Genomic DNA, 21,811 nt, shown 5'->3' with positions numbered 1-21,811 from the left:
TCTGTCCTCCCAGACATCTCCCCCACTTGGGGGGAGATCGGCAGCTTCCGCGACAGCTCGCTTCTTGCAACGTAGAAGTTTAGTGAAAGCCGAGATGACAGCCGATCTCCCCCCTTGTGGGGGAGATGTCCGGCAGGACAGAGGGGGGCGTCATAGAGCGCAACGCTCCATGTACTGCGGAGGCCAACATGCCTGACCGTTCCTTCCTCAACTGGCCCTTTTTCGAGAACCGCCATCGCGAACTCGCCGAGAGCCTGGAAGCATGGTGCGCAAAACATCTCCCCGTCGATCACCACGACGTCGATGCCGCCTGCCGCGAGCTGGTGCAAAAACTCGGCCGCGACGGTTGGCTGAAGCCGACCGCGCTCGACACCGACAATCCCGGCCCGCTCGATGTCCGCACTTTGTGCATCACGCGCGAGACGCTTGCCCGCCATGACGGGCTCGCCGATTTCGCCTTCGCGATGCAAGGGCTGGGCACCGGCGCGCTCAGCCTGTTCGGCACGGCCGACCAGCAGCAATGGCTGGCGAAGACGCGGGCCGGCAAGGCGATCTCGGCCTTCGCCCTGTCGGAGCCGCGCTCCGGCTCGGATGTCGCCAACACCGAAATGACAGCGACCCGCGACGGCGACAGCTATGTGCTCACCGGCGAAAAGACCTGGATCTCCAATGGCGGCATCGCCGATCTCTACATCGTCTTTGCGCGCACCGGCGAGGCGCCGGGCGCCAAGGGGCTTTCCGCGTTTATCGTGCCTGGCGACATTGCGGGCCTCGGCATCGCAGAGCGCCTCGAAGTGATCGCGCCGCATCCGCTGGCGCGGCTTTCCTTCGATCGGGTCCGTGTCCCCATCTCGGCCCTGATCGGCAAGCCAGGTGACGGCTTCCGCATCGCCATGTCGGTGCTCGACGTGTTCCGCTCGACCGTCGGTGCGGCAGCGCTCGGCTTTGCCCGCCGGGCGCTCGAAGAAAGCATCAGCAGAGTGGCCGAGCGCAAACTGTTCGGCGCACCGATGGCCGATTTGCAGATGGTGCAGGGTCACATCGCCGACATGGCCCTCGACGTCGATGCGGCGGCGCTTCTGGTCTACCGCGCCGCCTGGACCAAGGACATGGGCGCGGCGCGGGTGACACGCGAGGCGGCGATGGCAAAACTGTTCGCCACCGACAAGGCGCAGGAGGTGATCGACAAAGCGGTGCAACTGCATGGCGGCGACGGCGTGCGCAAAGGCCACATCGTCGAAAGCCTGTATCGCGAGATCCGCGCGCTGCGCATCTATGAGGGTGCCTCCGACGTGCAGAAAGTGGTCATCGCGCGGCAAGTGATGGGCGCGGCAAGTGATGGGCGCGGCCTGACGGCGGGAAAATTGACGGGCATTCGATTTTGAGACTTGGTTTTCAGGAATACCGGGAGGCTTCAAATGCATGAGATTCTGCAGCCGGAAGGCTGGGCCAAACCGGTGGGCTACGCCAATGGCGTCGCGGCGCGTGGGCGGCTCGTCTTCGTCGGCGGACAGGTCGGCTGGAACGGTCAGTGCCAGTTCGAAACCGACGACTTTGTCGGCCAGGTGCGGCAGACGCTGCAAAACATCGTCGCTGTGCTGGCCGAGGCCGGTGCCGAGCCCCGGCACATCACCTCGATGACCTGGTATTTCACCGACAAGGCCGAGTATCTCGCCAATCTCAGGGGGCTCGGCGAAGCCTATCGCGAGGTCATCGGCCGGCATTTCCCGGCGATGGCCGCCATGCAGGTGATGGCGCTGGTCGAGGACCGCGCCAAGGTGGAGATCCAGGCCACCGCTGTGATACCGGACGAACTCGTTCGTCCGGACTAAGTTACCCGCAGGCCCGCCTTTCTCAAAATCGGCAGCACGTGGTCGCAGAAATAGGGCAGCTCCTGCGTGTAGTTGACGAAGGAGAGCGCGATGCCCTGATAGCCATGCCCTGATATGGCGGCCATTTCGGCGGCGATCGTTTCCGGCGTTCCGATCAGCGGATAGGTGCCGGCGCCACCGGCGAAGCGTTGACGATACCGGTCATAGGCGTGCGGGTCGTGCGACTGCGAGAATTCCTTCTTGCCAGCCATATGGGCGTCGACCGCGTCATGGTCGGCCAGATCGACCGCGTAACGCATGTAATAGGCCTGCGCCTCCTCCATGGTCGGGCGGCAGACGACATGCGCCACGGTGTAGACGCCGACATCGCGGCCGGCCTTGTCGGCGCGCTCGCCGATATCGGCGACATGCTTGCCGGCATCGCTCATCTCGGAAAAGGTCGTGAACAGATAATCGCACCGGGCGGCGGCGAAGTCGCGGCCCGGCCCGCCGAAAGCGGCATTCATGGTCACCGGGCGCGGAAGCTGCACACTGGCCGGCCGGCTCACCGCTTCCTTCAGCTGATAGTAGCTGCCTTCATAGTCGAGCGGCTCGGCCGACGCATAGAGCTTCTCAAGAATCTCGATCCACTCGGCGGCCTGGTCGTAACCTTTCTCGACCAGCGGCGTGCCGAACATGCCGAATTCCTTCGGGTTCCAGCCGCAGACGATGTTGAGGCCGGCGCGGCCCTGGCTGATGTGGTCGACCGTCGCCAGCGCCTTGGCGGCATAGAGCGGATGCACCAACGGCACGTGCACGGTCATGAACAGGCCGATCTGGTCGGTGGCCACCGCCAGAGCAGCCGCCCAGGTGAAGGTTTCGAACGACCATTCGCGCACCTTGTTGCGGCCGCCAAAGCCGCGCCAGCGCGCGATCGGCAGCATGAATTCCAGCCCGGCGCGGTCGGCAATTTGCGCTGCCGTCAGATTGTCCTGCCAGCTTGCCGTCCAGCGTTCCGGCACATCTGATATGGCGAGCCCGCCATCGGCGTTGGTCGAAAAGACCCCGAGCTTCAGTTTGTTCGGGCCTTGCAGGGGATGCGCTTTGATCATCTCTGAAACTCGCGGCGGGAGACCACACGCTAGGCTCGCGGTAAAATATTTCAAGCCTGAAATAGCTTCGCCTCGCCGCCGATTGCGGATATGAGTTTGGGCCAGACGACAAAGGGGATCGGCATGAGCGAATTCCGTCAGAAATGCATCGGCAAGGCAAACCTCGTCGGTTCGTTTGCCGCCATTCCCCATCCGGTCGCGGTCGAAGTGATGGCGCTGTCGGGCCTCGACTTCCTCTGCATCGACTGGGAGCATGCGCAGATCTCGCGCGACATGATCGAGACCATGGTGCGCGCGGCCGACGTTCGCCGCGTGCCGGCGATGGTACGCGTTCCCGGCCATGCGCCGGAAGCCATCCAGGCGGCGCTGGACAGCGGCGCGCAAGGCGTGCTGGTGCCGCGCGTCTCGACCGCCGCGCAGGCCGAAGCAGCAGTGAAAGCCTCGCGCTATCCGCCGCTGGGCGAGCGTGGCGTCGGGCCTGGCCGAGCCGCCGGCTATGGTTATCGCATTCCCGAATATCTTGCCGGCGCCAACGACAGAACCGTCGTCGCGGTTCAGGTCGAGACAGCGGCGGGGCTCGCCAACGTCGATGCGATCGCGGCCACCGACGGCGTCGACGTGATCTTCGTCGGCCCGGGCGATCTTTCGGTGTCGATCGACGCGATCGGACCGCAAGGCGCCGACAAGCTCAATGCGGCGATCCGGACGATCATCGGCGCGACGGTCGCACGCGGAAAGACATCAGGCATATTTTGCGCCAGCCCGCAGGCCGTCAGCCGGTGGGCAGCCATCGGCGCGAGTTTCTTCGTGCTGGCCAGCGACACGATGTTTCTGGGCGCCGGCGCCGCGGCCAACGCTGCCGCCGCGCGCGACGAATTGGCATAGACAGGCGCGGCCAGACAAAAAGGCGTATCGCCGGAGCAACACGCAAGCCAAGCTTTTTAAGCTTAAAACTTTCGCCTTGAAATGCGTCCCACTTTGGATAAGCATTCAAGATCGATGACGGCGGCCGTGCCGCAGGGGTTGCCGGCCAGTCCATCGTGGTGCTTCGGGGGGTTCAGTCCTTGTCGTTCATGCTGCCCCAGTCATCATCCAGCGCGCGCTGTGCTTTCGACGGCGTGCGCTGCCAGATCCGCGATCCGCGTACAGAGACCATCGCCAACCACGCGCGCAGGTCGCTGCCATGAATTGACGCCCCGCTGGGAGGTGGGACGGCAAGAAACCGTGCGGGGCGAGCCCGCCCGATCAACAACCAGAGGGGATACCCCAGAGGGAACACCAAATGAACCTGACACGTCGCAATCTCATCCTGCTTGCCGCCGCCATCGGCATCGCCGCCGGCCCCGCCACGGCTTACGCCGCCGATGTGCTCAATGTCGGCGCCTATCCGACCAATCCGCCCTTCGAGTACAAGAACGAGAGCGGCACCTTCGAGGGCTTTGAAGTCGACATCGTCAACGAAGCCGCCAAGCGCATCGGCATGACCACCGATATCGCCGATCTCGGCTTCCAGGCCCTGTTCGCGGCCACCACGTCGAAGCGCATCGATGTCGCCATCTCGTCGATCACCATCACGGCCGAGCGGCTGAAGTCGCAGTCTTTCACCCAGCCCTACTATGATTCCGACATGGGCATTGCGACGAAGACCGACAGCGCTGTTAACACCGAAGCCGACCTCAAGGGCAAGATCGTCGGCGTGCTCTCCGGCTCGACCGGCGAGACCTGGGTCAAGGCTCATCAGGAAGCCGACGGCTTTAGCGATGTGAAGGGCTATGACACGCAGCAGAACCTGCTGCTCGACCTCAGCGCCGGCCGCGTCGACGCCGCCGTCAGCGACATTCCGGGCATGGAATACTCCTTCACCAAGATGAAGGATCTGAAGGTCAAGCAGCGCATCAAGACCGGTGAACAGTACGGGCTGATGATGACCAAGGACCACCCGCTGCTCGGCAAGCTCAACGACGCGCTGACCGCGATGAAGAAGGACGGCACGCTGGCCGCGATCCACAAGAAGTGGTTCGGCAGCGACGCGCCGGCCGATTCCTCGACCGTCAAGGAAATGCCGCTGCCGAAGGCCTGAGCGGAGATGCACTGAAATCGTGCCGGCTTTCCAGGCCGGCACGATTCATTTCACGCTTTCGCACTGCCGCGCGGACCGTCTCGCCATGGGCGAGGTCGATTGGTTTCAACTTTGAGCACCCCTTGCTCTGGGGTTCGGGAACGCTCCCATGTCGCTGATCGACACCTTCTTCAATCCCGACGTCATCATGGCCAGCCTGCCTGCGCTGCTGCGCGGCTTCCTGAACACGCTGCTGCTTGGCATTTTGAGCATCGGCATCGGCATCCCCATCGGCCTGCTGATCAGCCTGGTGCGGCTCTATGCGCCGAAGCCGCTGCGCTGGCTGGCAGTCGCCTACACCGACATTTTTCGCGCGCTGCCGGTGCTGGTGGTGCTGATCCTGATCTACTATGCCCTGCCCTTCCTCGGCATCCGCCTGTCGTCCTGGGCGTCCGCGGTGACGGCCTTCGCCTTCATCATGTCGGCCTATTCGGCGGAAGTGTTCCGCTCCGGCATAGAAAGCATTCCGAAAGGCCAGTTCGAGGCGTCGCAGGCGCTCGGCCTGCCGTTCCTCTTGACCTTGCGCAAGGTGGTGCTGCCGCAGGCGATCCGCGTCGTCATCCCGCCGATGACCAGCAATTGCGTCTCGATGTTCAAGGACACCTCGCTCGCCTCCACCGTGGCGCTGCCGGAACTCCTGAAGGAAGCGACCAACGCGCAGTCGCTTTACGCCAATCCCTCGCCGCTGATCGGCGCTGCACTGGTCTATCTCATCTTCCTCTGGCCGATGGTGCGCCTCGTCAGCCTGCTTGAAGACCGCTTCAAGACCGAGAAGGCGCGCTGACCTCGCCAACCGTTCTCCACCCGCCAAATTCTTCGCAGGAGCCTGCCCGTGAACAAGCACCAAACCGACAACGCGAACGCCGCAGCGTTCCCCGTCGACACCATCCGCGCCATGTTTCCCGCCCTGCAGCGGGCCGGCGATTTCATCTTCATGGACAATGCCGCCGGCGCGCAGATCCCGCAGAGCGTGCTCGACGCGGTGACCAACCATCTGGTTTCGCACAATGTACAGCGCGGCGGCCGCTATGGCCGCAGCGTCACCGTCGACCAGTCGGTCGCGGATGCAAGGACAAGCGTGGCGCTGCTGATCAACGCCTATAGCCCGGCGGAAATCTGCTTCGGCATGAACGCCACCTCGTTCATCCGCCTCGTCAGCCTCGGCATCGGCCAGATGCTTGGGGAACGCGACGAGATCGTCATCACCGACATGGACCATGACGCCAACATCGCCACCTGGCTGGCACTGGAATCCGCCGGCGCCAAGTTCAAATGGTGGCGCATGCGCGAGGACGGCAATCTGCATGTCGACGATCTCAAGCCGCTGGTTTCCGACCGAACCCGCCTCGTCGCCTGCACGGTCACCGCGCACTCGATCGGCTCGATCGTCGACGTCGCCTCGGTCGCCAGGATCGCGCATGCGGCCGGCGCCGAAGTGTTCCTCGACTGCGTGCACTACGGTCCGCACGGGCTGATCGACGTGCAGGCCTGGGATTGCGACTATCTCGTCTGCTCCGGCTACAAGAATTTCTCGCCGCATATGGGTTTTCTCTGGGGCCGCTTCGATACGCTCAAGCGGCTGCCGACTTTTCGCGAGGACTTCATCCCCGACGAGCCGCCCTACAAGGTCGAGGCCGGCACCTTCATCTACGAGAACGTCTCGGGCATGGATGCGGCCGTGCAGTATCTGGAACTGATCGGCCGCAACCTGGCCCCCTCCAACAACCGCTCGCGGCGAGAAAACATCGTCGCCGGCATGGGCGCCATCCGCGACTACGAACTGCTTTTGGCGCGCGAGATGCTTGCCGTGCTGAAGGGCTGCGGCGCGACGATCTATGGCGTCGCCGACGAGGCCCGCATCAATGAGCGTGTGCCGACCTTCTGCTTCAACATCGGCAAGCTCTCACCGCAACGGATCGTCGAGGAGATGGCCGAGATGCAGATCGGCATCCGCGACGGGCACATGTACGCGCCGCGACTGATGAAGCGCCTCAATTTGTCGATGGACTGCGGCGCCATCCGCGCCTCGCTGGTGCATTACAACACGGTCGAGGAAGTGCACAAATTCGGCGAGGCGCTGCGCGCGATTATCGCCAGGCTGTCTTGAGCCTGGACCTTTGGTCCGACCCTTGCATGGGAGTCGGTTGCGGTTCCTCGACGTCGTCATCCTATGGCGAAGCAGGAGCGAAGCGACGCGGCGCAGACCATAGGATGACGATATCCGAGGTTCAGGCGGCCTTCTTCTTCGCCAACCTGGCCTTGATGCTCGCCACGTCGGCGCGCGGCGTCGCGGCGAACAGCGTCTTGGTGTAGCTGTGCTTGGGGTCGGCGAAGACCTCGTCGCGCGGGCCGTATTCGACCGCTTCGCCGAAATACATCACCATCACGTCGTCGGCGATGTAGCGCACGACCGACAAATCATGGCTGATGAAGACATAAGTCAGCTGGAACTCGTCCTGCAGGTCGGCGAGCAGGTTGAGCACCTGCGCCTGCACCGAAAGGTCGAGCGCCGAGACCGGCTCGTCCAGCACCAGCAGGCTCGGATTGAGCATCAGTGCGCGGGCGATGGCGATGCGCTGGCGCTGGCCGCCTGAGAACATATGCGGGTAGCGGTTGTAGTGTTCGGGGCCAAGGCCGACCTTCTTCAGCATCTTCATGGCGAGGTCGCGCCGTTCCTCGGCCGGCTTGTTGGTGTTGATGAGCAGCGGTTCCCCCAGCACGTCGCCGATCTTCTGGCGCGGGTTGAGCGAGCCGTACGGGTTCTGGAAGACGATCTGCACCTTGCGGCGCATCTCCTTGGTCAATCCGCTCCTGGCGATGTCGACCTTGTTGCCGTCGATGAACAGCTCCCCCGAAGTCGCCGGATCGATCAGCGTGATGATGCGGGCGAGCGTCGACTTGCCACAGCCGCTTTCACCGACGATGGCCAGCGTCTTGCCCTTGTCGACGCTGAACGAGACACCCTTAACCGCATGCACGGTGCGCTGCGCGCGAAACAGCCCGCCGCCGACATGGTAGTCGCGCACGATATTCTTGCCTTCGACGACCTTGACGCTCATGCGGCGGCTCCCGAGGGCGCCGGCTCGAACAGCATGTCGGAGACGGTCGGCAGCCGGTCGCCCACCGCGTTCTCCGGCAGCGCCGACAAAAGCGCGCGGGTGTAATTGCTCTTCGGCTGCTCAAACAGCGACAGCACGTCGGCCTCTTCCATCTTGCGGCCCTTGTACTGGACGATGACGCGGTCGGCGGTCTCGGCCACCACGCCCATATTGTGGGTGATCATGATCAGGCCCATGCCGTATTTGGCCTGCAGAGAGACCAGGAGATCGAGGATCTGCTTCTGGATGGTGACGTCGAGCGCGGTAGTCGGCTCGTCGGCAATCAAAAGCTTCGGATTGCAGGCGATGGCAATGGCGATCATGACGCGCTGGCATTGGCCGCCCGACATCTGGTGCGGGAACGAGTTCAGCCGTTCCGCCGGCTCGGCAATGCCGACCTGGGTGAGGAGTTCGATGGCGCGCTCCCGGCGCTGCGCACCGTCCATGCCCATATGGAAACGCAGCACCTCCTCGATCTGGAAGCCGACGGTGAAGCAGGGATTGAGGCTGGCCATCGGCTCCTGGAAGATCATCGACATGTCCTTGCCGACGATCTTGCGCCGCTCGGCAGGGCTCAGCTTCAGAAGATCGCGGCCATTGAAGCTCATGCGGTCGGCCGTGACCTTCGCGGTCCACGGCAAAAGGCCCATCACCGCCAGCATCGAGACCGACTTGCCGGAACCGGATTCGCCGACGATCGCCAGCACTTCGCGCTCGTCGACATGCAAGGAAACGCCATCGACCGCCCGGAACATACCTGATGCGGTCTGGAATTCGACGACGAGGTTCTGGATGTCCAGCAGCGCCATCACGACCTCCTCAATTTCGGATCGAGCGCATCGCGCAGACCGTCGCCGATCAGATTGATGGCAAGCACGGTGATCAGGATCGCCAGGCCTGGGAAGGTCACCACCCACCAGGCGCGCAGGATGAATTCACGCGCCGAGGCGAGCATCGTGCCCCATTCGGGCGTCGGTGGCTGGGCACCGAGGCCGAGGAAGCCGAGGGCGGCCGCTTCCAGGATGGCGTTGGAAAAAGACAAGGTGCCCTGGACGATCAGCGGTCCCAGGCAATTGGGCAGGATGGTGCGAAGCATCAGCCTGAGATGCCCGGCGCCGGCGACCTTCGCCGCCACGACATATTCGCGGCTCTTCTCGGCCATCACCGCGGCGCGCACCAGCCGCGCGAAATGCGGCTGCAGCACGAGCGCGATGGCCAGCATCGCATTGAACAGGCCGGGACCGAGGATGGTGACCATAACCAGCGCCAGCAACAGCGACGGGAAGGCCAGGATAAGGTCCATGACGCGCATGATCGCCACGTCGACCCAGCCGCGGAAATAACCGGCCAGCAGGCCAAGCGTGATGCCGCCGATGAGCGCCAGCGAGACCACGACCGCGCCGATCAGCAGCGAGAAGCGCGCGCCGTAGAGCAGGCGTGAAAGGATGTCGCGCCCGACCGGATCGGTGCCGAGCAGATATTGCGAGCTGCCGCCTGCCTGCCATGCAGGCGGCCGCAAGAATGCGGTCTTGTCCTGGATGTCTGGCGCGTAGGGAGCCAGCAGCGGCGCAAAGAGCGCCGCCAGCACCAAAAGGATGAAGACGAACAGGCCTATAACGGCGCCCCGGTTCACCGAGAAATAAAACCAGAAGGTCCTGAGACCGGTGAGGCGATCCGGGTTGCCGGCGGCCATCGGGGCGATTTCTGTCGACTGGCTCATCACGCCGCCCTTATGCGTGGGTTGATAACGGCATAGAGCACGTCGACGATCAGATTCACCGCCATGACGATAAGCGCGATCAAGAGCAGGCCAGACTGCACGACGACATAATCGCGCTTGGATATGGATTCGACCATCCACCTGCCGATGCCGGGCCACGAGAAGATCGTTTCGGTAAGGATGGCACCGGCGAGCAGCGTACTAACCTGCAGGCCGATGGTGGTGACCACCGGGATGAGTGCGTTGCGCAGGGCATGCACGCCGATGACCCGGGCCGACGAAAGCCCTTTGGCTCGGGCTGTCCGCACATAGTCCTCGCCCAGCACCTCGAGCATGGCGGAGCGCGTCTGGCGTGCTATCACAGCCAGCGGAATGGTGCCGAGCACAATCGTCGGCAGCACCAGATGGCGCAATACCGAGCGAAATGCAGCCCATTTGCCGTAGAGCAAGGTGTCGATGGTCATGAAGCCGGTGATCGGCTTGAAGAAGTACTGCAGGTCGATGCGGCCGTTAACCGGCGTCCAGCCGAGGTAACCGGAGAAGAAGATGATCAGCAGCAGGCCCCACCAGAAGATCGGCATGGAATAGCCGACGAGCGCGGTGCCCATCAGCGACTGATCGAACCAGGAGCCGCGCTTGACCGCCGCGAAGATGCCGGCCGGAATGCCCAGTACCATGGCGAAGATCATGGCAAAGAACGACAGTTCCAGCGTCGCCGGGAAGAGCGTCTTGAACTCTTCGAGCACCGGGCGCTTGGACGAAATCGAGACGCCGAAATCGCCGGTCACGACCTCACCGACATAGCGTGTGTATTGCTGCCAGATCGGCAGATTGTAGCCGAACTGCTCCTTGAGCTCTTCATAACGCGCCGGCGCCACGCCGTGTTCACCGGCCATGGCAAGAATAGGATCGCCGGGCAGCAGCCTGACGAAGGCGAAGGCGCAGATGGTGATGCCGACAAGCGTCGGGATCAAAAGTGCAATTCGGTGGAGGATATATTTTAGCATGATGTAGGGGGGCGGCGCTTCATTGCGCCGCCCCGCTCTATAGTCTTATTCGGCCTTGTCAACGCCGTCGAAGCGGTGAATGCCGAGCGGATCCATCTTGAAACCGCTGACATTGTTGCGCACGACCGCATAGACTTGGCTATGGACCAGCAGGAAGGCGGGCGCTTCCTTGGCGAAGATCACCTGCGCCTGCTCGTAGAGCTTGGTGCGCTCGGCCTGGTCGCTGGTCTTCTTGGCCTTCTGGATCAGATCCTCGAAGTCCTTGTCGCACCAGCTCGAGTAGTTCGACACGCCGATGGCGGAGCAGGCGAACAGGGTGGCGAAGAAGTTGTCCGGATCGCCATTGTCGCCGGTCCAGCCGATCTGGAAGGCGCCTGGACGGTCCTTCTTCTTGCCTTCCGAGCGATACTTGGTCCACTCGTAGTTGACGATCTCCGCCTTGACGCCGACCTTGGCCCAGTCGGCCTGGATCAGTTCGGCAGCGCGCTGGAAGTTCGGGTTGTACGGGCGAACGCGGTCGGATGCCCAGAGCTGGATTTCCTTCAGGCCGGCGTCGGCCAGCACCTTCTTGGCCGCTTCCGGATTGTAGGCGTCGGTCTTCACATCCTTGTTCCACGACCACATGGTCGGCGGGATCAGGTTTTCGGCAGGCGTGGCGCCGGCATCCTGGAACAGCGACTTGATCAGCGATTCCCGATCGATCGCCTGGTTGAGCGCATGGCGCACCTCAGGCTTGTCGAGCGGCGGGATGGTGGTGTTGTAGCTCATATAGCCGATGTTCAGGCCGGCCTGATCCATCAGGGTCACGTCCTTGTTGGCCTTGATGGTGGCGATGTCGGCCGGGTTCGGATAGGGCGCGATGTCGCATTCCCCGGCGAGCACCTTCTGGGTGCGGGCGGTGGCGTCGGGCGTAATGGCGAAGACGAGATCGTCGATCTTTTCCTTGCCCTTGAAATAATCCGGGTGGGCCGCGTAGCGGATGACCGAATCCAGCTGGTAGTCGACGAACTGGAACGGACCTGTGCCGATCGGCTTGGTCGAGAAATCGGCCATCTTGCCGGACTTCTCCAGCTGGTCGGCATATTCCTTCGACACGATCGAGGCGAAGTCCATGCCAAGGTTGGCCAGCATCGGCGCATTCGGCTCGGTCAGCGTCAGCTTGACGGTCAGGTCGTCGACCTTTTCCCACTTGGCGACGTATTTCGGCATGTCCATGCCGGTGTAATAGTCCCAGGTCAGGTTCGGCAGATACTTGTCGCCGTTCCAGGGGTTCGCCTTGTTGAACTGGCGATCAAAGGAGAAAACGACGTCGTCGGCGTTGAGGTCACGCGTCGGCTTGAAATAGTCGGTGGTCTGGAACTTGACGCCCGGATGCAGGTGGAAAGTGTAGACCAGGCCGTCGTCGGAAATCTCCCACTTGTCGGCAAGGCCGGGCTCGACTTCGGTGCCGCCATGCTTGAATTCGACCAGACGCGAATAGACGGTACGCGACGAGGCATCGAAGTCGTTGCCGCCGGTCGTGGTACCCGGATCAAAATTGGCAGGCGACGCTTCCGAGCAATAGACGAGCGTCTTTGCATTGGCCATGCCGCTGAGAACGCTTGCGGCCAGCAAAGCGGCCGCAAAAGCGAGTTTCTTTTTCATTGAGCACTCCCTGATGTTCTTCCAAGCCCCTCTAGCAGGCTCGCGAAGCGCGCATATAAGCACCGTTTTTCCGGCTTTGGAACACCCCGTTTGCTTACCCCTCGGGAAGCAGGAAAAAAATCCGCCGTTTTGCTAAATGGCAGAAAAAATTAGCAGTTTTTTCCACTCACGAGATTATTAACGACCGCATTTTTTTATTGATCTGACATATGGCGACATGGACGCCGCGTCCGCCCTCATCCGGTCATCGATGCGGAAAGATACCGGTTCCAGGGTCGCCAGCGGGAAAGATTTTCGACGGCAAATCTTTCGGCGCCTTGCCGCTAGGGCAAGACTTGCACCGCCGCCGATAGAGGCAATACATAGATGGATATGCTGGCGGCACGGAGGACGTCTCTGTCAATTCGGAGGCGGGCGCGGCATAGGCGACCGAAACGGGCGAACAGGAATTGTCGAGGAGGAACGGGTGGCAAAAGCATCAAAGGCGCCGGTGAAGGCGTCGGCAAAGGCAGCCTCGAAACCAGCCGCCGCCGGCCAAGGTAAAGCCGGTGCCAAGGCCTCGACCGCCAGCACAGGCGCAAAGCCTGCCAAGACGGCACAGGCGGCCACCGCCAAGGCCGTTGCGAAGCCGGCGGCAAAAGCCGCCCCGGCAAAGACCTCAGCGACGAAAACTTCGCCGACGAAGACTCCAGCAAAGGCTTCTCCCGCAAAGGCTGGGGTAACAAAGGCCGCATCGCCAGCAAACGCAGCGCCGCCATCGAAACCGGCGACGGCTGCCGCCAAGCGGTTGCCGAAGGCGCTCACGGAACTTGCCGCCGGCCTGCCAGAAAAGCCGTGGCTCAAGAGCTATCCGAAGAACGTGGCGGCCGAGATCGGTGCGTTGCCCTACAGTTCGATAGGCGATTTCCTGGTCGCCGCCTGCAAGCAGTTTTCCGCCCAGCCGGCCTTCACCTGCATGGACAAATCCATCAGCTATGCCGATGTCGAGCAGTTGTCGGCGGCCTTCGGTGCCTATCTGCAATCGAAGGGGCTGCAAAAGGGTGCGCGCGTCGCCATCATGATGCCTAACGTTCTGCAATATCCGGTGGCGATGATGGGCATCCTGCGCGCCGGCTATGTCGTGGTAAACATCAATCCGCTTTACACGCCGCGCGAGCTGGAGCACCAGCTCAAGGATTCCGGCGCGCAAGCCATCGTCATCTTGGAAAACTTCGCCAACACCTTGCAGGCGGTAACCGCCAGGACCGCGGTCAAGCATGTCGTGGTGGCGGCCATGGGCGACATGCTTGGCGGCCTCAAGGGCTCGATCGTCAACTTCGTCGTGCGCCGCGTGAAGAAGATGGTGCCGGCATGGTCGCTGCCCGGGCATGTCAAGTTCAACGCGGCGATGAAGGCCGGCGCCGGCCTTGGCTTCAAGCCGGCCAAGGTTGCGGCCGACGATGTCGCCTTCCTGCAGTATACGGGCGGCACCACGGGCGTGTCGAAAGGCGCCACGCTGCTGCACCGCAATGTGCTTTCCAATGTCGTGCAGAATGCGCAGTGGATGGAAGACGCCTATACGATCAAGCCGAAGCCCGCGCACCCGAACTTCATCTGCGCGCTGCCGCTCTATCATATCTTCGCGCTGACGGTGAACGCGCTGATGGGCATGCAGCAAGGCGCTCGCAACGTGCTCATTCCCAATCCGCGCGATATTCCGGGCTTCGTCAAGGAACTCCAGAAGTATCCGGTCCACATCTTTCCCGGCCTCAACACGCTGTTCAACGCGCTGCTCAACAATGAGGACTTCCGCAAACTCGACTTCAAGCCGCTCGTGCTGACGCTGGGCGGCGGCATGGCGGTGCAGAAGGGCGTCGCCGAACGCTGGAAGGCGTTGACCGGCTGCCCTGTCACTGAAGGCTACGGCCTCTCGGAAACCTCGCCGGTGGCGACGGCCAACAAGTTCAGTTCCGGCGACTTCACCGGCACGATCGGCCTGCCGCTGCCGTCGACGGAAATCGCCATTCGCGACGATGACGGCAACAATTTGCCGCTCGGCGAGGTCGGCGAGATCTGCATCAGGGGACCGCAGGTGATGGCGGGCTACTGGAACCGGCCTGACGAAACCGCCAAGGTGATGACCAAGGACGGCTACTTCAAGTCCGGCGACATGGGCTTCATGGACGAGCGCGGCTACACCAAGATCGTCGACCGCAAAAAGGATATGATCCTGGTCTCGGGCTTCAACGTCTATCCGAACGAACTCGAAGAGGTCGTGGCCATGCACCCAGGCGTGCTCGAAGTCGCGGCGATCGGCGTACCGGACGAGCATTCGGGCGAAGTGCCGAAGCTGTTCATCGTCAAGAAGGATCCGGCCCTGACCGTGGAAGCCATCACCGCTTTTTGCCGCGAGAACCTGACCGGCTACAAGCGGCCCAAATATATCGAGTTCAGGGCCGAATTGCCGAAGACGCCGGTCGGCAAGATCCTGCGGCGGGCACTGCGCGCCTGACGCACATCGTCCAACAGTGACCTCGGTTTTGGGAGAACGACATGCATCAAAACAAAGTGCTGAAGCGCAGCGCGCTTTAGTGAGGGGCCGTCCCTCCGGCGACGAGGGGGGACCGGGCAAGGATTTGCCAAGCCGCCGCCCGCGCCTGGACCCGGCGGAATTCATCAAGGCGAACATGCGCCTTGTGCCGGTGCCCGGGCTTGTCGAAATCCGGCTCTACACCGCCCACCCCGGCAGCGGGTTGAGACGGCTCGTCGATGCTGACGCCAACGACGCGCCAGAGCCCCAACCGCCCTACTGGGCCTATGCATGGGCCGGCGGCGCGGTGCTGGCGCGCCACATCCTCGACAATCCGATGACCGTGGCGGGCCGTCGCGTGCTGGACCTTGGCGCGGGTTCGGGCATTGTCGGCATTGCCGCCGCCACGGCCGGCGCAAGCGAGGTGATCGCCGCCGAGATCGACCGCAACGGCGTTGCCGCCATCGGCCTCAACGCGGAAGCCAACGGCGTCGAGATCAGGATCGTCTACCAGGATATCACCACGGGTCCGCCGCCGGCTGTCGACCTCGTGCTTGCCGGCGACGTGTTCTACGGCCACGAGGTCGCTCTGCGGGTTACCCCGTTCCTCGATCGCTGCCTGGAAGCCGGTATCGAGGTGCTGGTCGGCGATCCCCGTCGCCATGACCTGCCGCTGTCCCGGCTGCGACTGCTCGCCGAATATCAGGTGCCGGATTTCGGCGACGCAAAAGACGCCGCGCTGAAACCGAGCGGCGTCTTTCGTTTCGAGACCGCGCCTGCGCTGGCGGGAGCGATCAAACCGTCTCCTTGACCCGCGTCGACAGGAAGTCCGGCAGGTCGGCTACAGAATCGAGGACGACGTCGGCAATGCCGGCCAGCGATTCGCGCGTGCCGGTGCCGGACAGCACGCCCACCGCCAGGCCGCAGCCGCCGGCGCGCGCCATTTCGAGATCGTGGCGGTTGTCGCCGACCATGGCGATCTCCGCCGACTTCAGGCCGGTGAGGTCGCAAAAGGCCTGGATGGTGTCGGGCGCGGGTTTGGGATTGGCCACCGCGTCATAGCCATAGGCGGCGTCGAACAGTTGGGCGACACCCAGCGTGACCAAGGTCTTTTCCGCGCCGCTGGTGGAATCGTTGGTGGCGACGCCAAGCCGGTAGGATCTTTTGTGCAGCACCGCCAAGGTATCGACGATGCCCGGCAGCGCCACCGCCATCGTCGAACCCTGCACCGAGGTGATCTCGTTGAAGCGCGCGACGGCCAGCATCTGGTCTTCGTCGGACAGACGCGGGAACCACAGCTCGACGACATCCATGTTGGTGCCCGAGGCAAAGATCGAATCGGGCTTGAAGCGCCTGTTGGCGAAATCGAAGCCGGCGGCCGCAAGCAGCCTGTCGGCCTTCCAGCGGTCGCCATCGGCGGCATCCATGGCCATGAAATCGGCGACGCCGAGCCAGGTCGCGTTGAAGTCGACAAGTGTCCCGTCCTTGTCGAACAATATACCCTTGATGTCTGCCAAATCAGTCACTCCGAACCGCGCAATTGGTGGATGCGTTCCACAAGGCCCCTGGTCGAGGCGTCCCGGTTTGCGGCGCTTTCCTTGCCTTCCACGACAGGCAGCAGGCCGGTCGCCAGCTCCTTGCCGAGCTCGACGCCCCACTGGTCGAAGGAATTGATATTGAACAGCGTGCCCTCGACGAAGACGCGGTGCTCGTAGAGCGCGATCAGCCGGCCGAAGGTGCGCGGGTCGAGCTTGCGATAGAGGATGGTCACCGAAGGCCGGTTGCCGGAGAAGACACGGTGCGGCGCTATCTTGTCGACGTCTGCGGGCTTCATGCCCTTGGCCAGCATCTGCGCGCGCGCCTCGTCCAGCGTGCGGCCCTTCATCAGCGCTTCCGACTGCGCCAGGCAATTGGCGAGCAGCAGATCATGCTGGTGCTTCAGCTCCGGCTCATGGCCGACGGCCGCGGCAAGGAACTCGACCGGGATGAAGTCGGTGCCCTGGTGCAGGAGCTGGAAGAAGGCGTGCTGGCCATTGGTGCCCGGCTCGCCCCAGACCAACGGCCCGGTCGGCGTCGGCACCGGTGTGCCTTCAAGGGTGACGCCCTTGCCGTTCGATTCCATATCGAGCTGCTGCAGATAGGCCGGCAGCCGGGACAGGCGCTGGTCATAGGGAATGACCGCGCGGGCCGGATAGCCGCAGATCACGCGATGCCACCAGCCGACCAGCCCCAGAAGCGCCGGCAGGTTCCCGGCGAGCGGGGCGGTGCGGAAATGCTCGTCCATCTCGTGCGCGCCATCGAGGAAGGCGCGGAAATTCCGCGGACCGACGGCGATCATGACGGGCAGGCCGATCGCGCCCCAGACCGAATAGCGGCCGCCGACCCAGTCCCAAAAGCCGAAGACGCGGTCCTGCTCGATGCCGAACTTGGCCACCAGGTCGAGCGCCGTCGAAACAGCGGCGAAATGCTTGCCGACCGCCTGCTTGCCGAGCGCCTTCTGCACCCAGTCGCGTGCCGTCTGCGCGTTGGTCATCGTCTCGACCGTGGTGAAGGTCTTGGAGGCGACGATGAACAGCGTGGTTTCGGCCTTCAGGCCCTTCAGCGTGTCATGGATATGGGCGCCGTCGATGTTGGAGACATAGTGCGCGCGCGGCCCGTCATGATATGGCGCCAGCGCCAGCGTCGCCATGGCCGGGCCGAGGTCGGAGCCGCCAATGCCGATGTTGACGATGTCGGTGATCTTCTTGCCGGTGGCGCCTAGCGCCTTGCCGGAGCGGATGGCATCGGCGAAGGCGCCCATCGCGTCGAGCACGGAAATGACGTCGGCCTTGACGTCCTGGCCGTCGACCGTGACGCCCTTGCCGCTGAGATTGCGCAGCGCCGTGTGCAGCACGGCACGGTCCTCGGTGATGTTGATCTTCTTGCCGGCGAACATGGCGGCGCGGCGGCCCTCGAGATCGGCAGCAGCGGCGAGCTTCTCCAGCAAGTCCATGGTGACGGCATCGACGGCGCATTTCGACCAGTCGAGCAAAAGGTCACCGTCGGTAGCTGAGAATGTCTGGAAACGTTGTGGATCGTCGGCGAAGGCCTGGCGCATGCTGGCAGGCGCCGCGGTGCGATGATCGCGCAAGGCGGCGAGCTGTTTCTGGAAGGCTGACTTATCCAATGGCGGGGAGCTCCTGGCGTTTTTCGACGTACTTTATCAGACCGGATGTTTCCGGCGCGTGTCGTCGCGACAAACCTATTGAGCCGAATTCCGTGCGGTCAATACGCGGCGATGCCGCATCGCATCACGATGCGATGACACAATGTGTCGATCCGGGCGGCCACAGGGCTCCATTTCGGCTGAAGGATCACTGGCATAAATCCCAAAGATCAGAAAAATTGATTGGCGCAACCCCTTGTGCCACCCATACACTCGACTGGTCCAGCCAAATGAAAATGGCTGGCCATCCGAGGAAGATTTCCCATGCCACAGCGCAACGACACGGCCATATGGTCCGGCCTGTTCCGGATTTCGGCCGAATCCGGCCAAACCCTGCAGGCGCAGATCCGCCAGGCCATCGTGGCCGCCATTCTCGACCGTCAGATCGCCGCCTCGATGCCGCTTCCCTCCTGCCGCATCCTGGCCGAGAAGCTGGGCGTCGCACGCGGGACAGTGGTGCTGGCCTTCCAGCAGCTCGTCGACCAGGGGTTCCTGGTGGCGCGCGAGCGGCGCGGCCATTTCGTCAATCCCGACGTGCTGGCAACACCGGCCAAGCCGCACCAGAAGGCGCCCGACCAGGCCAATGAGATCGACTGGAAGGCACGCCGGCAGATCGCCGCCAGCGATATGCCGCCGCCGGCCAAGCACGAGAACTGGATCAAGTCGTCCTATCCCTTCGTCTACGGCCAGTTCGACCCGGCGCTGTTCCCGACCGCCGAATGGCGCGAGTGCAACCGCATGGCGCTGGCCGTGCTCGAAATCCGCAACTGGGCGTCGGACATGGTCGATCGCGACGATCCGCTGCTGATCGAGCAGATCCAGGCGCGGCTCTTGCCCAGGCGCGGCATCTTCGCCAATCCCGACGAGATCATCGTCACGCTCGGCGCCCAGAACGCGCTCTACATGCTGGCTTCGCTGCTGATGACCAAGGGTTCGAAGGTGGCGATGGAAGACCCCGGCTACCCCGACGCACGCTCGATCTTCCGGCTTGCAGGCGCCGACATCCAGCCGGTGCCGGTCGACCAATCCGGCATCGTAACTTCTTCTATCCCCAACGATTCCGGCTTCGTCTTCGTCACGCCCAGCCATCATTGCCCGACCATGGTGCCGTTGTCGGCCGAGCGGCGGCAGGACCTTCTGGCGCGCGCCAACCGGCACAACCAGATCATCATCGAGGACGGCTACGACAGCCAGCTTCTCGACGAGGCGCCACAGCAGGCGCTGAAGAGCCTCGATCGGTCGGGCCGCGTCGTCTATGTCGGCTCGATGTCCAAGACGCTGGCTCCGGGCCTGCGGCTCGGCTATATCGTGGCCTCTGCTGGACTAATCTCGGAGCTGAGGGCACTGCGCCGCTTCATGCTGCGCCATCCGCCGGCCAACAACCAGCGTGCCGTGGCGCTCTTCCTGTCGCTCGGCCATCACGAGGCGTTGGTGCGGCGTCTGTCCAGCGCCTTCGACGAGCGGCGCAAGCGTCTGGTCCATGCGATTTCCGCTTTCCTGCCGGAATGGCGCTCGACCGACTCGGCCGGCGGCACGTCACTCTGGCTCGAAGGCCCGCGCGGCACCGATTCCCGCGGTTTGGCCGAGGCCGCGGCCTCGCGCAGCGTCATCATCGAGCCGGGAGACCGCTTCTTCGACCGCACCGAAAAGCCTTCGCGTTTCATGCGGTTGGGCATTTCCTCGATTGCGCTGCAGCACATCGAGCCAGGCATCCGGGAACTGGCCACGGCCGCCGGACGCAGGCCCGCCGCCGCCTGATCCACGTATCCGATCCTTTGACCGGGGCCGCCCAATCGCGGCCCCGTTTCCTTTAGCGCTGGCATATGCAACCAGACCAGCTGGCTCATGGTCTGGGCCAATGCCGGCGGCATAGTCGTGGCACAAAGGGGAAGAAGCAGCCGATGGTGGACCAACCGCCGCCCTGTTTCCGAGAAAAGGTGGAGTGCCTCCATGTCAGTGGTTCTTGAAAAGCAGGAAGCGGCGGCGGATCAGCGCTCGCGCCGCTCCGGTGGACGCGAAGCGCGCCGCGCGATGCGGGCAGCGCCGCTCGCCGACGACATCAGGCCGGTGCGCGCCGGCCTCGAGGGCGGCAGCTACGGACCGTTGCGCTGCAACGACCAGGAGCGCATCCACGAGGCGGTGCTGACGCTGCTGGAGACGGTCGGTTTCGCCAATGCCATCCCCTCTTGCATCGAGGCGCTGACCAAGGCCGGCGCCACCTATGGCGATGACGGCCGTATCCGTTTCCCGCGCGCTCTGGTGCTCGATACCATCAAAAAAGCGGCACGCAATTTCACCTTGCACGGCCAGGATCCGAAACACGACATGGTGATCCAGGGCAAGCGCGTGCACTACGGCACGGCCGGCGCCGCCGTGCATCTGGTCGATGTCGAGAAGCGCGAATACCGCGAATCGCTGCTGCAGGACATCTATGACGCCGCCCGCATCGTCGACGGGCTCGACAACATCCATTTCTTCCAGCGGCCGATGGTGCCGCGCGACATTCCCGATCCGCTCGAAATGGACTTCAACACGCTCTATGCCTGCGTGACGGGTACGTCCAAGCATGTCGGCACCTCGTTCACGGTGCGCGAGAACGTGCAGCCGGCGCTGGAAATGCTCTATGCCATTGCCGGCGGCGAGGAGAATTTCCGCGCCCGGCCGTTCGTGTCGAACTCCAACTGCTTTGTCGTGCCGCCGATGAAATTCGCCGAGGACGCCTGCGGCGTGCTCGAGGCCTGCGTCGAAGGCGGCATCCCGATCCTGCTTTTGTCGGCCGGCCAGGCCGGTGCAACCGCTCCGGCGGCGATTGCCGGTGCCGTGGTGCAGGCCGTGGCCGAAGTGCTGGCCGGCCTGGTCTATGTCAACACCATCAAACCGGGGCATCCGGCAATCTTCGGCACCTGGCCGTTCGTGTCGGACCTGCGGACCGGCGCCATGTCGGGCGGCTCGGCCGAACAGGCGGTGCTGACCGCGGCCTGCGCGCAGATGGCGCAGTTCTACGACCTGCCGGGCGGTTCGGCCGCCGGCATGACAGATTCGAAACTGCCCGACATTCAGTCCGGCTACGAAAAGGGCATCACCGACGTGATGGCCGGCCTTGCCGGGCTCAACCTCGTCTATGAATCTGCCGGCATGCATGCCTCGTTGCTCGGCTTCTGCCTGGAAAGCCTGATCATCGACAATGACATGCTCGGCCATTGCCTGCGCTGCGTGCGCGGCATCGAGGTGACCGACGAAGCGCTGTCGATCGATACCATCGCCGAAGTCTGCCTGAATGGGCCGGGCCACTATCTCGGCAACGAGCAGACGCTGCGGCTGATGCAGACGGAGTATTTCTACCCGGCCGTCGGCGACCGGTTTTCGCCGAAGGAATGGAACGAGAAGGGCCGTCCCGACATATTGCAGCGCGCGATCATCGAGAAGAAGCGCATCCTGGCCGAGCGTTTCCCGCGCCACGTCGCAAAACTGCTCGACGACAAACTGCGCGCCCGCTTCGGCGACATGATCAAGCTGCCGCGCGCCAATATGGGTGGATAGCCGGTTTGCTGACCGGCATCACCGCCTGAACATCAATGCCCTAGAG

Annotated in this window: 18 protein-coding genes; 10 read left to right on the top strand and 8 right to left on the bottom strand. The window is 63.4% G+C overall.

Features of this window, described 5'->3' with window-relative positions; all coding sequences use genetic code 11:
• The first annotated feature begins 188 nt into the window (after positions 1 to 188).
• Positions 189 to 1,385, top strand: a complete 1,197-nt coding sequence (locus CK227_RS04660; RefSeq protein ID WP_095771751.1) for an acyl-CoA dehydrogenase family protein — start codon at positions 189 to 191, stop codon at positions 1,383 to 1,385.
• A gap of 33 nt (positions 1,386 to 1,418) precedes the next feature.
• Positions 1,419 to 1,832: a RidA family protein gene (locus tag CK227_RS04655; protein WP_095771750.1), complete on the top strand. Its 414-nt coding sequence runs from the start codon at positions 1,419 to 1,421 to the stop codon at positions 1,830 to 1,832.
• Here the strand turns inward: CK227_RS04655 and CK227_RS04650 are convergent.
• Complete coding sequence (locus tag CK227_RS04650) at positions 1,829 to 2,923, bottom strand: LLM class flavin-dependent oxidoreductase (RefSeq protein ID WP_095771749.1); 1,095 nt, start codon at positions 2,921 to 2,923, stop codon at positions 1,829 to 1,831. The genes CK227_RS04655 and CK227_RS04650 overlap by 4 nt on opposite strands.
• A gap of 123 nt (positions 2,924 to 3,046) precedes the next feature.
• Between CK227_RS04650 and CK227_RS04645 the strand changes: the two genes are divergently transcribed.
• The 4 genes from CK227_RS04645 to CK227_RS04630 all read left to right on the top strand — a co-directional run bounded on the left by CK227_RS04645 (position 3,047) and on the right by CK227_RS04630 (position 7,149).
• The gene (locus tag CK227_RS04645) at positions 3,047 to 3,808 is read left to right on the top strand and encodes an HpcH/HpaI aldolase/citrate lyase family protein (protein ID WP_095771960.1); all 762 of its coding nucleotides are present in this window, start codon (positions 3,047 to 3,049) and stop codon (positions 3,806 to 3,808) included.
• 397 nt (positions 3,809 to 4,205) lie between these two features.
• Positions 4,206 to 5,003, top strand: a complete 798-nt coding sequence (locus CK227_RS04640; protein ID WP_019862988.1) for an ABC transporter substrate-binding protein — start codon at positions 4,206 to 4,208, stop codon at positions 5,001 to 5,003.
• A gap of 148 nt (positions 5,004 to 5,151) precedes the next feature.
• Positions 5,152 to 5,826: an amino acid ABC transporter permease gene (locus CK227_RS04635; protein ID WP_095771748.1), complete on the top strand. Its 675-nt coding sequence runs from the start codon at positions 5,152 to 5,154 to the stop codon at positions 5,824 to 5,826.
• Between the two features lie 48 nt (positions 5,827 to 5,874).
• Complete coding sequence (locus CK227_RS04630; protein ID WP_095771747.1) at positions 5,875 to 7,149, top strand: cysteine desulfurase-like protein; 1,275 nt, start codon at positions 5,875 to 5,877, stop codon at positions 7,147 to 7,149.
• Between the two features lie 121 nt (positions 7,150 to 7,270).
• Here CK227_RS04630 and CK227_RS04625 read toward each other — a convergent pair whose 3' ends face one another.
• The 5 genes from CK227_RS04625 to CK227_RS04605 are packed head-to-tail and all read right to left on the bottom strand — an operon-like array spanning position 7,271 to position 12,511.
• On the bottom strand, positions 7,271 to 8,101 hold the full coding sequence (locus tag CK227_RS04625; RefSeq protein ID WP_095771746.1) for a dipeptide ABC transporter ATP-binding protein: 831 nt from the start codon (positions 8,099 to 8,101) through the stop codon (positions 7,271 to 7,273).
• Positions 8,098 to 8,949 carry an ABC transporter ATP-binding protein gene (locus CK227_RS04620; RefSeq protein WP_095771745.1) on the bottom strand — a complete coding sequence of 284 codons (852 nt, stop codon included), beginning with the start codon at positions 8,947 to 8,949 and terminating at the stop codon, positions 8,098 to 8,100. Before CK227_RS04620 ends, CK227_RS04625 begins: the two co-directional genes overlap by 4 nt.
• Positions 8,949 to 9,833 (bottom strand): ABC transporter permease subunit, encoded by an 885-nt coding sequence (locus CK227_RS04615; protein WP_245318085.1) that lies wholly within the window; start codon positions 9,831 to 9,833, stop codon positions 8,949 to 8,951. The genes CK227_RS04620 and CK227_RS04615 overlap by 1 nt, the downstream gene beginning before the upstream one ends.
• Positions 9,834 to 9,859: 26 nt before the next feature.
• On the bottom strand, positions 9,860 to 10,867 hold the full coding sequence (locus tag CK227_RS04610; protein WP_095771743.1) for an ABC transporter permease subunit: 1,008 nt from the start codon (positions 10,865 to 10,867) through the stop codon (positions 9,860 to 9,862).
• A gap of 45 nt (positions 10,868 to 10,912) precedes the next feature.
• Entirely contained in the window at positions 10,913 to 12,511 is a 1,599-nt protein-coding gene (locus CK227_RS04605; RefSeq protein ID WP_038651939.1) for an ABC transporter substrate-binding protein, read from the bottom strand.
• Between the two features lie 466 nt (positions 12,512 to 12,977).
• Between CK227_RS04605 and CK227_RS04600 the strand changes: the two genes are divergently transcribed.
• Both CK227_RS04600 and CK227_RS04595 read left to right on the top strand, forming a co-directional pair.
• Positions 12,978 to 15,002, top strand: a complete 2,025-nt coding sequence (locus tag CK227_RS04600; protein WP_095771742.1) for a long-chain fatty acid--CoA ligase — start codon at positions 12,978 to 12,980, stop codon at positions 15,000 to 15,002.
• A gap of 175 nt (positions 15,003 to 15,177) precedes the next feature.
• Positions 15,178 to 15,831, top strand: coding sequence for a methyltransferase (locus tag CK227_RS04595; protein ID WP_095771959.1), 654 nt, complete (start codon positions 15,178 to 15,180; stop codon positions 15,829 to 15,831).
• Here the strand turns inward: CK227_RS04595 and CK227_RS04590 are convergent.
• Positions 15,815 to 16,537 (bottom strand): HAD family hydrolase, encoded by a 723-nt coding sequence (locus CK227_RS04590; RefSeq protein WP_095771741.1) that lies wholly within the window; start codon positions 16,535 to 16,537, stop codon positions 15,815 to 15,817. The two genes, CK227_RS04595 and CK227_RS04590, sit on opposite strands and share 17 nt — an antisense overlap.
• A 5-nt stretch (positions 16,538 to 16,542) precedes the next feature.
• Complete coding sequence (gene pgi, locus CK227_RS04585) at positions 16,543 to 18,186, bottom strand: glucose-6-phosphate isomerase (protein WP_095771740.1); 1,644 nt, start codon at positions 18,184 to 18,186, stop codon at positions 16,543 to 16,545.
• Between the two features lie 303 nt (positions 18,187 to 18,489).
• On the opposite strand from pgi, the gene CK227_RS04580 reads away from it, so the two are divergent.
• Together CK227_RS04580 and CK227_RS04575 are read left to right on the top strand one after the other, a co-directional pair.
• Entirely contained in the window at positions 18,490 to 19,983 is a 1,494-nt protein-coding gene (locus CK227_RS04580) for a PLP-dependent aminotransferase family protein (protein WP_010913204.1), read from the top strand.
• Positions 19,984 to 20,175: 192 nt separating this feature from the next.
• Positions 20,176 to 21,765: a trimethylamine methyltransferase family protein gene (locus CK227_RS04575; RefSeq protein WP_095771739.1), complete on the top strand. Its 1,590-nt coding sequence runs from the start codon at positions 20,176 to 20,178 to the stop codon at positions 21,763 to 21,765.
• Positions 21,766 to 21,811: the final 46 nt, after the last annotated feature.

The sequence above is a fragment of the Mesorhizobium sp. WSM4308 genome (assembly GCF_002294905.1).
Lineage (GTDB): Bacteria > Pseudomonadota > Alphaproteobacteria > Rhizobiales > Rhizobiaceae > Mesorhizobium.
This window is presented reverse-complemented; position numbering and strand designations above follow the sequence as displayed.